At 41.8% G+C, this 13,994-nt stretch carries 13 protein-coding genes and 1 riboswitch; of the genes, 3 read left to right on the top strand and 10 right to left on the bottom strand.

Annotated features, from left to right (window positions below):
• Positions 1-32: 32 nt before the first annotated feature.
• Positions 33-578 (bottom strand): oligoribonuclease, encoded by a 546-nt coding sequence (gene orn / locus J8L71_RS01330; RefSeq protein ID WP_210998932.1) that lies wholly within the window; start codon positions 576-578, stop codon positions 33-35.
• 288 nt (positions 579-866) lie between these two features.
• On the opposite strand from orn, the gene rsgA reads away from it, so the two are divergent.
• Both rsgA and asd read left to right on the top strand, forming a co-directional pair.
• Positions 867-1,925 carry a small ribosomal subunit biogenesis GTPase RsgA gene (gene rsgA / locus J8L71_RS01325; protein ID WP_058546956.1) on the top strand — a complete coding sequence of 353 codons (1,059 nt, stop codon included), beginning with the start codon at positions 867-869 and terminating at the stop codon, positions 1,923-1,925.
• A gap of 15 nt (positions 1,926-1,940) precedes the next feature.
• Complete coding sequence (gene asd, locus J8L71_RS01320; protein WP_210998931.1) at positions 1,941-2,807, top strand: archaetidylserine decarboxylase; 867 nt, start codon at positions 1,941-1,943, stop codon at positions 2,805-2,807.
• 144 nt (positions 2,808-2,951) lie between these two features.
• Here asd and J8L71_RS01315 read toward each other — a convergent pair whose 3' ends face one another.
• The 8 genes from J8L71_RS01315 to J8L71_RS01280 form a co-directional block, all read right to left on the bottom strand.
• On the bottom strand, positions 2,952-3,701 hold the full coding sequence (locus J8L71_RS01315) for a HesA/MoeB/ThiF family protein (RefSeq protein ID WP_210998930.1): 750 nt from the start codon (positions 3,699-3,701) through the stop codon (positions 2,952-2,954).
• Positions 3,694-5,232 carry a thiamine phosphate synthase gene (gene thiE, locus J8L71_RS01310; RefSeq protein ID WP_210998929.1) on the bottom strand — a complete coding sequence of 513 codons (1,539 nt, stop codon included), beginning with the start codon at positions 5,230-5,232 and terminating at the stop codon, positions 3,694-3,696. Before thiE ends, J8L71_RS01315 begins: the two co-directional genes overlap by 8 nt.
• A gap of 13 nt (positions 5,233-5,245) precedes the next feature.
• Positions 5,246-6,037 (bottom strand): thiazole synthase, encoded by a 792-nt coding sequence (locus J8L71_RS01305; RefSeq protein ID WP_210998928.1) that lies wholly within the window; start codon positions 6,035-6,037, stop codon positions 5,246-5,248.
• A 4-nt stretch (positions 6,038-6,041) separates the two neighbouring features.
• Positions 6,042-6,236, bottom strand: a complete 195-nt coding sequence (gene thiS, locus J8L71_RS01300; protein ID WP_210998927.1) for a sulfur carrier protein ThiS — start codon at positions 6,234-6,236, stop codon at positions 6,042-6,044.
• Positions 6,237-6,243: 7 nt separating this feature from the next.
• On the bottom strand, positions 6,244-7,245 hold the full coding sequence (locus J8L71_RS01295) for an FAD-dependent oxidoreductase (RefSeq protein WP_210998926.1): 1,002 nt from the start codon (positions 7,243-7,245) through the stop codon (positions 6,244-6,246).
• Positions 7,246-7,311: 66 nt separating this feature from the next.
• Positions 7,312-9,264, bottom strand: coding sequence for a phosphomethylpyrimidine synthase ThiC (thiC, locus tag J8L71_RS01290; protein WP_247655156.1), 1,953 nt, complete (start codon positions 9,262-9,264; stop codon positions 7,312-7,314).
• 142 nt (positions 9,265-9,406) lie between these two features.
• Positions 9,407-9,513, bottom strand: a riboswitch (TPP riboswitch).
• Between the two features lie 107 nt (positions 9,514-9,620).
• Complete coding sequence (locus J8L71_RS01285) at positions 9,621-10,019, bottom strand: META domain-containing protein (protein WP_282098359.1); 399 nt, start codon at positions 10,017-10,019, stop codon at positions 9,621-9,623.
• A 125-nt stretch (positions 10,020-10,144) separates the two neighbouring features.
• Positions 10,145-10,543: an acyl-CoA thioesterase gene (locus J8L71_RS01280; RefSeq protein WP_210998925.1), complete on the bottom strand. Its 399-nt coding sequence runs from the start codon at positions 10,541-10,543 to the stop codon at positions 10,145-10,147.
• A gap of 84 nt (positions 10,544-10,627) precedes the next feature.
• Between J8L71_RS01280 and J8L71_RS01275 the strand changes: the two genes are divergently transcribed.
• Positions 10,628-12,766, top strand: a complete 2,139-nt coding sequence (locus J8L71_RS01275) for a TonB-dependent receptor (RefSeq protein ID WP_210998924.1) — start codon at positions 10,628-10,630, stop codon at positions 12,764-12,766.
• Positions 12,767-12,968: 202 nt separating this feature from the next.
• On the opposite strand, the gene epmA is transcribed toward J8L71_RS01275, so the two are convergent.
• Positions 12,969-13,943, bottom strand: a complete 975-nt coding sequence (gene epmA, locus J8L71_RS01270) for an elongation factor P--(R)-beta-lysine ligase (RefSeq protein ID WP_210998923.1) — start codon at positions 13,941-13,943, stop codon at positions 12,969-12,971.
• Positions 13,944-13,994: the final 51 nt, after the last annotated feature.

Raw genomic sequence — 13,994 nt, 5'->3', positions numbered from 1 at the left:
CTACAATAATACGGGGTGTTTGCAAGTGTTTTTTACAAATTAAAGAATTTTTCTCTATAGACCTTTAATTCCATAATCGAATCTTTAATGTCATCAAGTGCAAGGTGTGACCCTTTTTTATTCACCTGAGCTAAAACTTCAGGCTTCCAACGACGGGCTAATTCTTTAATGGTACTTACATCTAAGTTGCGGTAATGAAAAAAGTCCTCAAGCTCGCGCATGTACTTATTCATAAAGCGTCTGTCTTGGCCTATCGAGTTACCGCACATTGGCGATGCCCCCGCTGGCACCCACTGCTTTAAGAAGTCTAGTGTTTGCTCTACAGCGTACGCTTCATCAAAAGTACTCGCTTTACAGCGCGCTGTTAATCCTGAGTTACCATGTTGTGTAGTACACCACTCATCCATACCATTAAGTAATTCATCGCTTTGATGAATTGCAATAGTTGGCCCTTCGGCTAATATATTCAAGTCGGCGTCAGTGACAACAGTCGCAATTTCAAGTATTTTGTCGCTCGCAGGTTCAAGTCCGGTCATTTCCAGATCGAGCCAAATTAAATTTGATTTATTAATAGTCATAATTACCTTAAACGGTGCTTTTCTTTAGATCCAACGCATTTCGATATATCATATTAGCATCAACCGTCGAGCTAAAGCTTTTTTTATACCAATTCGGTTAATTAAGTAATCTATTTTGAGGTAGTAAAACATTGTCGATAGCAAGGCAAAAACTTCGTTATTTAGTTGTTCTAAATAAGAAATTTTTGACATAGCTAACGTCAGGTTTGGCCACTCAAAATGATTAAGTATTATTGCGAATTGGAATTATGATCAAAACCGACATTTAAACAAGGTTATAGGCCAAAAGTGGCAAAACAGAAAAAATTAAGTAAAGGCCAATCGCGTCAGATCAAGGCCAATCATCAAAAGCGTATTAACAGCGCAGGCTCAAAACCGGCTAAAAAAGGTGCCCAAGAGTGGCAAACCGATAATTTAGGCCAAGTAGAGAGCGCAATTGTGATCAGTCGCTTTGGTCAACACGCCGATGTAGAAACACAAAATGGCGACGTATTGCGCTGTAATATTCGTCGTACGGTATCTAATTTAGTGTGTGGCGATGAAGTTTTATTTCGCCGTGCAAAAGTAAGCGAAGGCGATTTGGCTGGTGTTATAGAAGCAACGCAAGAGCGTCGCTCACAGCTTACTCGCCCAGATTTTTACGATGGTGTTAAAGTAATTGCGGCAAATATAGATCAAATATTAATGGTGTCGGCAGTATTGCCGGAGTTTACACCAAGTATTATTGACCGTTATTTAATAGCCTGTGAAGACATGGGCATTGAGCCCATTTTAGTACTTAATAAAATCGATTTAATCGACGAAGCAGGTCTAAGCGAAATACAAAAGATTCTCGATATTTATCGAAGCCTTGGCTATCAAGTTCTACTTGTAAGTAATATTACCGGCGAAGGCATTGAGCAATTAAAAGACGTACTTGTTGGTAAAAATAATATTTTTGTTGGCCAAAGTGGTGTTGGTAAATCAACCCTCGTTAATACAGTATTGCCCAACGCTGAAATATTAACTAAAGAAGTATCTGAAAACAGTGGCCTTGGCCAGCATACAACGACAGTTTCGCGCTTACATCACTTACCTAGCGGCGGTAATTTGATTGACTCACCGGGTATTCGTGAATTTGGTTTATGGCACTTAGATGTTGAACGTGTAACCTGGTGCTTTAAAGAATTTAGAGAGTTTATAGGTGGGTGTCGTTTTAGAGATTGTAAACATTTAAACGATCCGGGCTGTATTATTAAACAAGCGGTAGCCGATGGCGATATTTCGCAATTACGCTTTGATAGCTACCACAGAATTTTAGAAACTATGGCTGATGGCCGTGCTGGGGCTCGTGCGCCTCGCGTATAAATTAGGGAACAACCTGTGAATTTAGATAAATTTAAAATCGCAATGCAGTACGCAATGCCAAAACATTTTATTTCACGCGTAGTAGGTAAATTAGCAGCAGCTAAAGCTGGCGCTCTCACTACAACATTAATAAAGCTTTTTATTAAGCAATATAAAATTGATATGAGCGAGGCTGAATATTCAGATCCTGCGCATTACAAAACGTTTAACGAGTTTTTTACTCGCCCATTAAAAGATGGTGTACGCCCAATGGCACAGGGCGACAATGTTATTACTCACCCAGTAGATGGCGCAATTAGCCAGCTAGGTGATATTGTTGACGGACAGCTAATACAAGCAAAAGGTCACGATTATAGCTTACAAGCACTGTTAGGTGGCTCTGAAGACGATACCACACCATTTTTAGGCGGAAAGTTTGCAACTATTTATCTTGCGCCAAAAGACTACCACCGCATTCATATGCCAATTGATGGCACATTGAGCAAAATGATTTACGTACCTGGCGATTTATTTTCGGTAAATCCGCTTACTGCGCAAAACGTGCCTAATTTATTTGCGCGTAACGAACGGGTTGTCGCTATTTTTGAAACCGAAATTGGTCCACTGGCTATGGTACTTGTAGGCGCCACCATTGTTGCCAGTATTGAAACCATTTGGGCAGGTACCGTTACTCCACCAGCAGGTAGCGATGTATTTAGCTGGAACTACCCAACTAAAGGCGAAAATGCGATTCCCCTTAAAAAAGGTGAAGAAATGGGTCGCTTTAAATTAGGCTCAACCGTAGTACTCGCTTGGGGCGCCGATAAAGCAGATATTTTAGACGATCAGCTACCTGAAACAGTCACTCGCTTAAATACAGCCTTTGCAACAATTAACGACTAAAATCAATCGTTAATTAGAAATCAAAAAAACCGCGTTTAATTAAACGCGGTTTTTTATTTTGTAGACGTAGAGCTTGCTCACGTGAAAAGCGCAGCTTTTAGTTTTTAACGACACATGTAATAACAGGCACAAGCCCCTTCAAACCTATTTTCCGCACTCTTTACAATTTAAATCTTTCACTACTTTAAAATGTTGCTGCTTTAAGCTCAGCGCATCGAAGGCAATAAACACACTCCCCTCAACGTGCCCTAATAATATATTAAGCGTAAGTTGTGCCTGCATAGAACCAATAACACCCAATAAAGGGCTTATTACACCCGCATTACTACAATTTACCACAGGCGCAGAGTCACTTTTTGTAAAAACGCAGCCATAACACGGGCTATTATTTTTCCTAAAATCAAACCCCATTAACTGCCCACTACTTGCAATCGCCGCTCCTGCAATTAACGGTGTTTTATTGGCAATGCAATAGCGATTAACACTATAACGTGTGGCAAAATTATCTGAGCAATCAAGTATTACATCGACATTGTTTAAAAGCTCAGCGGCGTTGTTATCATCAAGCTTCTTATTGTGCGTCACTATGTGTATTTGATTATTAAGGCTTGTTAATACTTTGCCTGCAGCTGTTACTTTGCTTTGCCCTAAGTGATTGACTTTATAAAGCACCTGGCGCTGTAAGTTCGAAAGCTCAACAGCATCATCATCTATTAATATAAGCGTACCAATACCCGCTGCCGCTAAATACAAAAGTGCAGGGCTACCTAAACCGCCCGCACCGACTACAGCAACGGTTGCAGCTTTTAGTGCTAACTGCCCTTCTAGGCCCACTTCTTTTAATAATAAATGGCGACTATAACGCAGGGTTTCTTTATCGCTTAGCTTATCCATTAGGCTGATTTATAGCACTTTGTAGCGCGCTAATCGCAGCAATATAATCATCCGCTTCACTAATTGCACGTACTACCGCAACGCTGCCTACTCCTGTTTGTGCGACCTCGCTTGCGCGTGTTATATCTATTCCGCCAATGGCAACCGTTGGGTAGCTTTGCATTAATGGCACAAACTTTTTAAGTTTATCGAGCCCTTGTATTTGCCCTGTCATATCTTTGGTAGTGGTTGGGTAAATTGCGCCAAATGCCATATAACTTGGTCGATAGTTGTGCGCACGTAGCATTTCGTAAAAGCCATGAGTAGAAAGCCCAAGCCTTAAACCCGCGTCTTTAATGGCGGCTAAATTAGCAATTTCTAAATCTTCTTGGCCTAAATGCACGCCATAAGCACCGTGCTTTATAGCTAACTGCCAGTAGTCATTTATAAATACGTGAGCGCCGTACTTTTTACCCAGTTCAACTGCCTGTTTTATGAGTTCATCAAGCTCAATATCAGTTTTATTTTTAACGCGCAGCTGCACTGTTTTAATGCCTTGTTCTAAGCATTTAGTTAACCAGTCAATGCTACTAACCACAGCATATAAGCCGAGTATTTTACTCTCACAGGGCGCAAAATCCGCAGCCATATTAAATTCAAGCGGCACATCAAAATCAAGCTCATCACCAAGCCAACTACCTGGCTCAATCACTTGTGGAAAATCGTCTAAATTTACAGGAAAAGCAGTATGCGCAACCGGGCCGATTCCTTCACCGTATCTAACTGACTGCTTTAAGCCTTGGTTTATATAAGCTTTAGCTAAAATAAAAGCATCTTTCAGCGGGTAGTCTTTTGCTAAACACGCGGCAATAACCGAAGCCATGCTGCAACCTGTGCCATGGCTATGAGGGCTTTGAATTTTTTTATTACCAAGCCAATACTCTTCACCCTTTTTCGTAAAATTGTTGATACAGTAATCAATACAATAACCGCTTGGGTAATCCCAATGCCCACCTTTAATAACAACCGCTTTTGCACCCCAACTTAATAACTTATTTGCGGCATCTTTAACGGCGCTTGGGCCAATTAAATACACACCGGTTAGTAATTGAGTTTCGTGCGTGTTAGGTGTAATCACATCCACCAGCGGCATTAAGCATTCTTTAATCGCACTTACGGTATCTTCTTCTGTTAATACATCACCACTTGAGGCAATAGCAACAGGGTCGTAAACAATCACAGGAGGGACTGGCCATTTAGCTTTGTAATGCGCTATATGCTCGCTTATTAATTGAATTTGCTGCACATTTGCTAACATGCCAATTTTAATTACTTTGGCTTTCATATCACTTTCAAGCGCCAGTAATTGCGATTCAATAATATCGGTAGATACTGCGTTAATAGCCTCTACACCTAAGCTATTTTGCGCCGTAAGCGCAGTAATTGCAGTGCAACCATGTACACCAAAGCTTTGCATTGCTTTTATATCGGCCTGAATACCTGCACCACCGCCAGAGTCAGAGCCGGCAATTGTCCACACTAGATTATTCATACTCTTTATTTCCTTACTGCTGATGCCAAAACGGCATGCCCATTGTAGGGGTTGAGGGGGCTGCTAAGTCTTTTTCAGGCATTGCTTTGGCATTATATGCAAAGCGCCCAGCCTCCACTGCGGCTTTAAATGCGCGGCTCATCGTAATTGGGCAACCCGCCCCTGCGATCGCTGAATTTAATAATACCGCATCATACCCTAATTCGAGTGCTTGGCAGGCATGTGAAGGTAAACCAAGCCCCGCATCAACAATCAGTGTTGTGTTTGGTAAGCGTTCGCGAATTGTTTTTAAATTATAACTATTTAAAAGCCCTTTTCCGGTGCCTATAGGCGCGCCCCATGGCATAAGCACTTCACAACCTAGCTCATTTAAACGCTGGCAAAGAACTAAATCATCAGTGCAATAGGGCAATACTTTAAAGCCATCATTAATTAATATTTCTGTTGCCTTTAGTAGCGCAAAAGGGTCGGGCTGTAAGTTATAGTCATCGCCAATGAGTTCAAGCTTAATCCAATCAGTGGCAAATACTTCACGGCACATTTTAGCAAGCGTAACGGCTTCTTTCACACTATGGCACCCTGCCGTATTGGGGAGTATTTTAAGACCGGTATTTTTAATTAATTGCCAAAAGTCATCCCCAGCTGCTGCACTTTGTTGGCGCCTTAATGACACCGTCACTATTTGCGCGCCAGAGGCACTAATCGACTCTTCCATCACCGCTGGAGATGGGTAAAGTGCAGAACCTATTAATAGCCGGCTACTTAGTTGCTCACCATAGATAGTTAAGTAATCGTTACTTTGCATAATGCTACCCACCTTGAATAGGCGATAACAATTCTATGCTATCACCATCGTTAATATTGGTGCTGTCGTGCAGGCTTTGTGGAATAAACTCACCGTTAATAGCAACAGCGAATGGAGGCTTTGCACCAAAACTTTGTAATACTTTAACAAGCGATGCGCCTTTAATAGTTAGCAACTCACCATTAATTGTTATATTCATTAGGTACTTATCCTATTTTTGCAAGTGCGTCTGCCACGAGTGCCGGTGCTAGCATATAACCGTGGCGGTATAAGCCATTAATACTAATTACATTACCCTCTTTCAAAACAGTAGGGCGATTATCACTAAAAGCCGGGCGTAAACCGGTTTGAATATTGAGTAATCGTGCCTCAGCAAATCCACTGTGTACCGTATAAGCAGCCGAAAGTAATTCAAGCGTTGAGCGCACAGTCGCAGGGCCATTATCGTCAGATTCTATTTCGGTAGCACCAATTACATATTCATTATTAGGCTTTGGCGCTATGTAAATTGGATAACGTGGATGCATTAAACGCACCGGCCGCGTTAAATTTACCTCTGGCGCATGTAACCTAGTCACCTCACCGCGCACCCCTCTAACTGGTTTGTCCGTTTTAGCACCTAAGCCTCTACAATCAATAATATAATCAAATGCCCGATTATTAATCTCGCCGTTTTTAATACTGACTCGCTGATTAAATACAAACTTAACTTTACGTTTATTGAGCATGCTAAAACTTGCTTTATAAAAGGCTTGGTTATCTATTTGTCCCTCGCAAGGTAAAAACACACCTTGGTTAAAACGATTAGTGAGTTCAGGCTCTAACTGCGCTATTTGTTGAGCGTTTAATACCTGTGCGCTATGCCCTGCTATTGGCTTTATTCGCTGAGTAAAACTCTGAAGGTCGCCTTTATCTTGCTGATGCGCAACGATTAATGTGCCTTGCTGCTGAAAAAAAACGTCACTTTCAAGTTCGCTTATTATTTCTGGCCAGCGCTTTAGTGAGTTAAGCCCCATAATTGCTAAATCAGTCTCACATAACACCGACTCGGCTAACGGTGCCAGCATAGCCGCAGCCACTTTACCGGCACTATTTTGCGTTTGCTCATCATCCGCTTCAAATACAGTCACATGATGACATTTGCTAAGTTCAAGTGCAGCTAACCGACCAGCTAGGCCAAAGCCTACCACCGCAATGTTGTAAAACATAAAACCTCCTTTTAGCAAATAAGCTACGCGTTACTTAAATTAGCTAACGCGCAACTTGCACTGAACCTATATCGCTTTATGATAAATCTCTGAGCCAGTTTGCTTAAACTCTTCAGACTTAGCCTTCATTTGTGCTTCTACATCAATCATTTTGATCTCTATTGCTTCACCTGCATTATTAGGATCAATACCATTAACTTCTAAGTCTTTTGCGTAATCACGCACTTCTTGGCTAATTTTCATTGAGCAAAACTTAGGGCCACACATAGAACAAAAGTGTGCAACTTTGCCTGATTCTTGCGGAAGTGTTTCATCGTGGTATTCACGGGCACGTTCAGGGTCTAAACCAATATTAAATTGATCATGCCATCTAAATTCAAAGCGCGCTTTCGATAATGCATTATCACGCTCTTGCGCCCCAGGGTGTCCTTTTGCTAAATCGGCGGCATGCGCTGCAATTTTATAGGTGATTAAGCCCTCTTTAACATCTTCTTTATTAGGCAAGCCTAAATGCTCTTTTGGTGTTACATAGCAAAGCATTGCACAGCCGTACCACGCTATTTGCGCAGCTCCTATACCCGATGTTATATGGTCGTACCCTGGTGCAATATCGGTCGTTAACGGACCTAATGTGTAAAATGGTGCTTCGTCGCAATGTTTTAATTGCTCATCCATATTGGCTTTAATCATGTGCATTGGCACATGTCCTGGGCCTTCAATAAAGACTTGTACGTCGTGCTTCCATGCAATTTTAGTCAGCTCACCTAAGGTGCGTAACTCACTAAATTGCGCCTCATCGTTGGCATCAGCAATAGAACCTGGACGAAGGCCATCACCGAGTGAAAAACACACATCGTATTGTTTTAAAATTTCGCAAATATCTTCAAAGTGGGTGTATAAAAAGTTTTCTTTATGGTGTGCTAAACACCACTTAGCCATAATTGAGCCACCGCGCGATACAATACCAGTAACACGTTTTGCCGTCATTGGCACATAACGCAGCAATACACCGGCATGAATAGTAAAGTAATCAACGCCCTGCTCGGCTTGCTCTATAAGCGTATCGCGGAAAATTTCCCACGTTAAGTCCTCAGCCACACCGTTTACTTTTTCAAGCGCTTGATAAATCGGTACTGTACCAATGGGCACTGGTGAATTGCGTACTACCCACTCACGCGTTTCGTGAATATAACGCCCGGTAGATAAATCCATTACGGTATCGGCGCCCCAACGGGTAGACCACACCATTTTTTCTACTTCTTCTTCGATTGATGAACTTACCGATGAATTACCAATATTGGCGTTAACTTTTACTAAAAAATTACGCCCCACTATCATCGGCTCAGTTTCTGGATGGTTAATGTTGTTAGGTAAAATAGCGCGGCCTCGTGCAATTTCGTCGCGTACAAATTCAGGGGTAATGAAATCAGGAATGCTCGCACCAAACGACTCGCCTTTATGCTGGGCTGCTAATAACTCTTCACGAATTTGTGCACGTCCCATGTTTTCGCGTACTGCCACGTACTCCATTTCAGGGGTGATAATGCCTTGGCGAGCATAATGCATTTGCGTTACATTTTTGCCCGCTTTACCACGGCGAATTTTTGGTAAATGATCAAAGCGAATATGATCAAGTCCGTCATCAGCCATACGTTGCTGCGCAAACTGCGAGGTGACAGAATCGAGTATTTCGGTGTCATCTCGGTTTTGTATCCATTGCTCACGAAATTTAGGCAGGCCTTTGCGTACATCTAATTCAAAATTAGGATCGGTATACGGGCCCGATGTATCGTAAACACGAAGCGGGTCATTAGGTTCATACACAGGGTTTTCGTCGGTGCCACCGATAAAGGTGTCGCTTAGTGTTATTTCGCGCATACCTACACGCACGCCCGGCTGGCTGCCTTCTACATAAACTTTATGCGAGCTTGGAAACGGCTGGCCCGTTAAATTGTAAATATAGTCAGATGCGGCTGCGCGCGTCTCTCTGCGTGTTGATTTATTTGTAGTGTTTGACATGACTTACCTCATTGCTTAATGGGTTGTCTTGTCAGATATTCCATAAGGAATAGAGAAAGATCGTAAAGCAGCTGTAATGCTACTTTGCGGCCTAAAAAGATGACATTTTGTTGTGCGCATAAAAAAAGACGCACAAGCGTCCCATTTTAGGCAGCTTGTTCCCTACGCAGGTATTAACCTGATCAGGTTCACGGATCCCGCTTTCGCGATCTCAGCCTAAATTAAACTTAGGCACTCCGACAAGTATTGATATATAAAATTTGTTCGTTGATTTGACAAATAATTCGTCTAATCTGCGCTGAGTGTACGCCAGTTAAAAATTGCCTGCAAGGGGCTAGTTTTTAAAAGCTCAAAAATTATTTTGGAATAAACACAAACGTTTGCTCGCCTTGCATCACCAATTGTTGGTCTTGCATTTTAAGCTCTGCGCCTTGTTTTAAAGCCTCTAGTAGCTGCTGCTCAAACTCGTCAAGCTCTTCACCGCACGACTTTCGCGTCATACCTAACTTACTTACTGTTAAACTACTTTTTTCAAGTTCGCCTTCGCCAAAAAACTTATTACAGCCAGCAAAACCGTTCACTTGAAGTGCTTCTATAAAACTCATGGAGGCGTTATAAGACGCCGGAATAGCTAAACCATCAACCTTTGATAATTGCCATTGTGTGTACTTTAGCTGCTCAGTGGTAACTGTCCCTGTTGATGTGCAACCAACACATAAACCGATTATAAGCATCGGTATTGCTGCTAATTTCATACTACTACTAACTAATTGTTTAATTAGCGACATAGTAACAATTTTTATGCTATTTATCCGTTAAAAATGCATGTTTTAAATGTAAATTTTTGTTCTATGATAGTTTAAAAGTTAAACAGCTTAATTTAGATCTCGGTTTTAAATAGGTTATCTATTTCGGGCGGTAAAAATGGTCGACCTTTTTCGTTTACCGAAGTACCAGTTACAAGCGCGTTAAGCATTACTTTTTCATCACACTTGCGCACCACTGTTTGCTTAAACGCAAATTTTAAACGACTAATGCGTACAGGCTCTACAGCCACGTAAAACTCATCACCCGGTATTAAAGAGTGTTTGTAATCCATTTCACTACGTATCACTACAAGGTTAATTTTATCTTTTGCTAATTGAGCAAAATCAACACCTTTAGCGTATAAAAACTCGTGGCGCGCGTGCTCTAAATAATTAAAGTAAACACTGTTATTTACAATACCCTGTAAGTCACATTCATAATCACGCACTTTAAAGTCAACTTTAAAGGTCATATTAGTAATCCTAATTATTTAACGTATAATTGCCGCGTTTATAGCACATGTGCTGAAATAATTGCTACCATACGAGTCCCTAAAATGGAGTTAAGTAACCCAATGAACTTACGTTTGTCTTTAATTACTGCCGCACTTTTACCGCTAATGAGTGCACCACTTGTAGCTTACGCTGATGACAGCGACCTTGAAAAAATCGTTGTAACTGGCGACTTTCAACGTGAAAGCATTCAAACGCTAAGTGCCAGTGCAAGCCTATTTAGCGAGTCTGAAATAAACCAACGCGGTGCAAATTTCTTAGACGAAATGCTAGGTAGTACAGCTAACGTAAACTTTACTTCAGGCGCTTCTCGTGGTCGTTATATTCAAATACGTGGTGTGGGGCTTCGTTCACAATTCGTAGATCCAATTAATCCATCGGTTGGTTTAGTTATTGATGGAATAAACTATTCAGGCCTTGGTGGCAGCTCATTATTGTTTGATATTGACCAAGTCGAAATTTACCGTGGCCCGCAAGGCACACGTTTTGGCGCAGATGGCATGGCCGGTATGATCCAAATGGAATCAGCTCAAGCCACTGCCGATCCTAGTTTAAAACTACAAGTAGGTATGGGCACGTACAACTCACGTGAAGCAGGCCTTGCAGCAAGTACAGGCTTAACAGATGACACTAGCGCACGCGTAAGCTACTTTCGTAGAAAATCAGACGGCTACGTTGATAACCTATATTTAAATGACGAAACTCAACAACAGGATGAGCAAGTAGCCCGCTTTAAATTAAATAGCCAACTTAGTGAGCATTTAAACACCGAACTAAACCTTCACTACATTGATATAAACAACGGTTACGATGCGTTCACGCTCGATAACAGCCGCAATAGTGTAGCCGATGAACCAGGGCAAGATAATCAAGAAAGCTACGCAATAGGTATTAATAATACCTACACAGGTTTTGATGCCTTTGATATCAGCTTAAACGTATCGGCTATTGATACCGAGTTACTTTACAGCTTTGATGAAGACTGGGTCTGTAACGATCCGAGCGAACCACAATTATGTGCAGCAGGTTTGAATCCAGACGGTTATAGCCATGAAGACGCTTACTATCGCGATCGTGATGATAGAGCAACTGAATTGCAGCTCAGTGGTAAATTAAAAAATTGGGTCTTGGGTGCGTATTACCAAGAGCGTGATGTAGGCCTTGACCGTCAACGTAGAAAATTTTCTGAATACCAAACCTTTAATTCTCGATATGAAGTAAGCAATGCTGCGATTTATGGCCAAGTAGCGACATCGATTGGGCCTAAAACCACATTAATTACAGGTTTACGTGTTGAACAGTATCAAGGCGATTACACCGACAGCAACGGCTTTATCGAAGATACAGACGATATAATGGTTGGTGGTAAAGTAGCACTTGAGTACCAAGTAATTGATCGTACCATGATCTACGCAAGTATTACCCGTGGCTACAAAGCCGGCGGCATTAACTCTGAAGCACTCGCTAAAGCTAAAGATGAGGGTTTAAGCCTAAGCGCTGATTTTCTCCAGCAGCACACCAGTTTCGACCCTGAATATTTATGGAGTGGTGAATTTGGTGTTAAGGGCTCATCGCTTGATGATAAATTTACCCTGCGTTTAGCGGCGTTTTATATGCACCGTGACAACATGCAGTTAAAAGGATGGTTAATAGAAGATCAACAATTTACCAGCTATGTTGACAATGCAAGTTCTGGTAGCAACTACGGACTTGAAATTGAAGGAAGCTACCAACTAACTGATAATCTGTTTTTAACAGGCAGTGCTGGTTACTTAAATACAGAAATTGATAACTTTGTTGCTAGGAGTGACATTTATCAACCCCCTTTGGACCAAGACGGCCGCGAACAAGCGCAATCACCTAAGTACCAATACGCGTTTAGCGCACGTTATAACTTTACGAATGAGCTGTACGGGATGATTGGTGTTGAAGGTAAGGACGATTATTACTTCTCAGATAGCCATAACTCACAAGCGCCAAACAGCAATTTAGTTAACCTAAGTGTTGGCTACGAAGCCGACATGTGGGCAGTACGTGCATGGGCTCGTAACGTGTTTGACGAAACAGTACCAACCCGCGGCTTTGAATTTGGTAACGATCCACTTGTTGGTTACGAAACACATACCTACGTACAATTAGGCGAACCTCGCGTAGCGGGTGTAACGTTTACGCTAGAGCTTTAAAATAAAACTGATAGTTGTCAGTTAAAGATTAGAAAACACCGCGCTTAATTAAAGCGCGGTGTTTTTATTTGTAGACGTCGAGCTTGCTCTCGTGAGAAGCGCAGCTTCTAATTACTTAAATTGAGTATAAACGGCATAATCGGACAACTTTTTAAAGCTTCGCTTTAACGCGCCAGCAAGCTGTGCGCCTACAGGCTAGGCATTAGGCTCTCTCTACATCAAACGCTATTACGTCTTTAATTTTATCTTTATCAGTTGCAAGCATTACTAGCCTGTCTATTCCCATTGCAACACCTGCACACTTTGGCAGTCCGTGCTCAAGTGCGGCTATTAAACGCTTATCCATGGGCACGTGGTTTAAACCATTGTCAGCACGGTATGCGTTATCTTCGTCAAAGCGTTTTGCCTGCTCTTTAGCATTAGTTAACTCATTAAAGCCGTTCGCTAATTCCATATTTTTATAATAAAGCTCAAAGCGACCAGCTACGCGTGCATCATGTTCACAAATTTGTGCAAGTGCCGCTTGAGATGCTGGAAAGTGATATACAAAACATGGGTTAGTTTGCCCAATAGTTGGCTCTACTTTCATACAAAATAACAGCTGCAATAAGGTGTCTTTATTTGTTTCGTTTTTGGCTATATCGGCAAAGCCGTGTTCGCTGGCAAGTGCTTGTAATTGCGTAAGCGTAGCTGTTAATGGATCAAGCGCTAACACTTGCTCAAACGCTTGCTGGTAAGTCAATCGCTCTGCAGGCTCTACATTTAAAATGAGCTGCATTAGCTCATCCATTTCATCCATTAATGCAAACTCATCAAACCCAGGGCGATACCATTCAAGCATAGTAAACTCAGGGTTATGATGGCTCCCCGCTTCTTCGTTTCTAAATGCCTTACAAAGCTGAAATATTGGCCCAGAGCCTGCTGCTAGTAAACGTTTCATTGCAAATTCAGGCGATGTTTGCAAATAAAGCGGCAAGCCACCAGCGTGGCCAGGGCCTACAAAAGTAGTATAAAAACTCGCTAAATGCACATCGGTGACGCTTGCACCGCTTAAGCTAGGTGTTTCTACTTCCATTACATTACGCGTATAAAAAAACTCACGAATAGTACGTAATATTGCCGCGCGCTGTTTAAGTGTTTCTATGCTTGCGCTTGGGGCCCAAAGTGTTGCTGACATATTTTCTCCAAAAAAAATCCCAGCTTAAGCCGGGATTTATTTAGCTGAGTT

It is taken from the genome of Pseudoalteromonas sp. MMG007, assembly GCF_018100985.1.
Taxonomy (GTDB): Bacteria; Pseudomonadota; Gammaproteobacteria; order Enterobacterales; family Alteromonadaceae; genus Pseudoalteromonas.
This window is presented reverse-complemented; position numbering and strand designations above follow the sequence as displayed.

Coding starts and splice junctions, on each gene's coding strand:
- thiS (WP_210998927.1), bottom strand. CDS start 6,236: ATGAATATAACAATTAATGGTGAGTTGCTAACTATTAAAGGCGCATCG.
- J8L71_RS01275 (WP_210998924.1), top strand. CDS start 10,628: ATGGAGTTAAGTAACCCAATGAACTTACGTTTGTCTTTAATTACTGCC.
- epmA (WP_210998923.1), bottom strand. CDS start 13,943: ATGTCAGCAACACTTTGGGCCCCAAGCGCAAGCATAGAAACACTTAAA.
- J8L71_RS01305 (WP_210998928.1), bottom strand. CDS start 6,037: ATGCAAAGTAACGATTACTTAACTATCTATGGTGAGCAACTAAGTAGC.
- thiC (WP_247655156.1), bottom strand. CDS start 9,264: ATGTCAAACACTACAAATAAATCAACACGCAGAGAGACGCGCGCAGCC.
- thiE (WP_210998929.1), bottom strand. CDS start 5,232: ATGAATAATCTAGTGTGGACAATTGCCGGCTCTGACTCTGGCGGTGGT.
- J8L71_RS01285 (WP_282098359.1), bottom strand. CDS start 10,019: ATGAAATTAGCAGCAATACCGATGCTTATAATCGGTTTATGTGTTGGT.
- J8L71_RS01295 (WP_210998926.1), bottom strand. CDS start 7,245: ATGTTTTACAACATTGCGGTGGTAGGCTTTGGCCTAGCTGGTCGGTTA.
- J8L71_RS01315 (WP_210998930.1), bottom strand. CDS start 3,701: ATGGATAAGCTAAGCGATAAAGAAACCCTGCGTTATAGTCGCCATTTA.
- orn (WP_210998932.1), bottom strand. CDS start 578: ATGACTATTAATAAATCAAATTTAATTTGGCTCGATCTGGAAATGACC.
- J8L71_RS01280 (WP_210998925.1), bottom strand. CDS start 10,543: ATGACCTTTAAAGTTGACTTTAAAGTGCGTGATTATGAATGTGACTTA.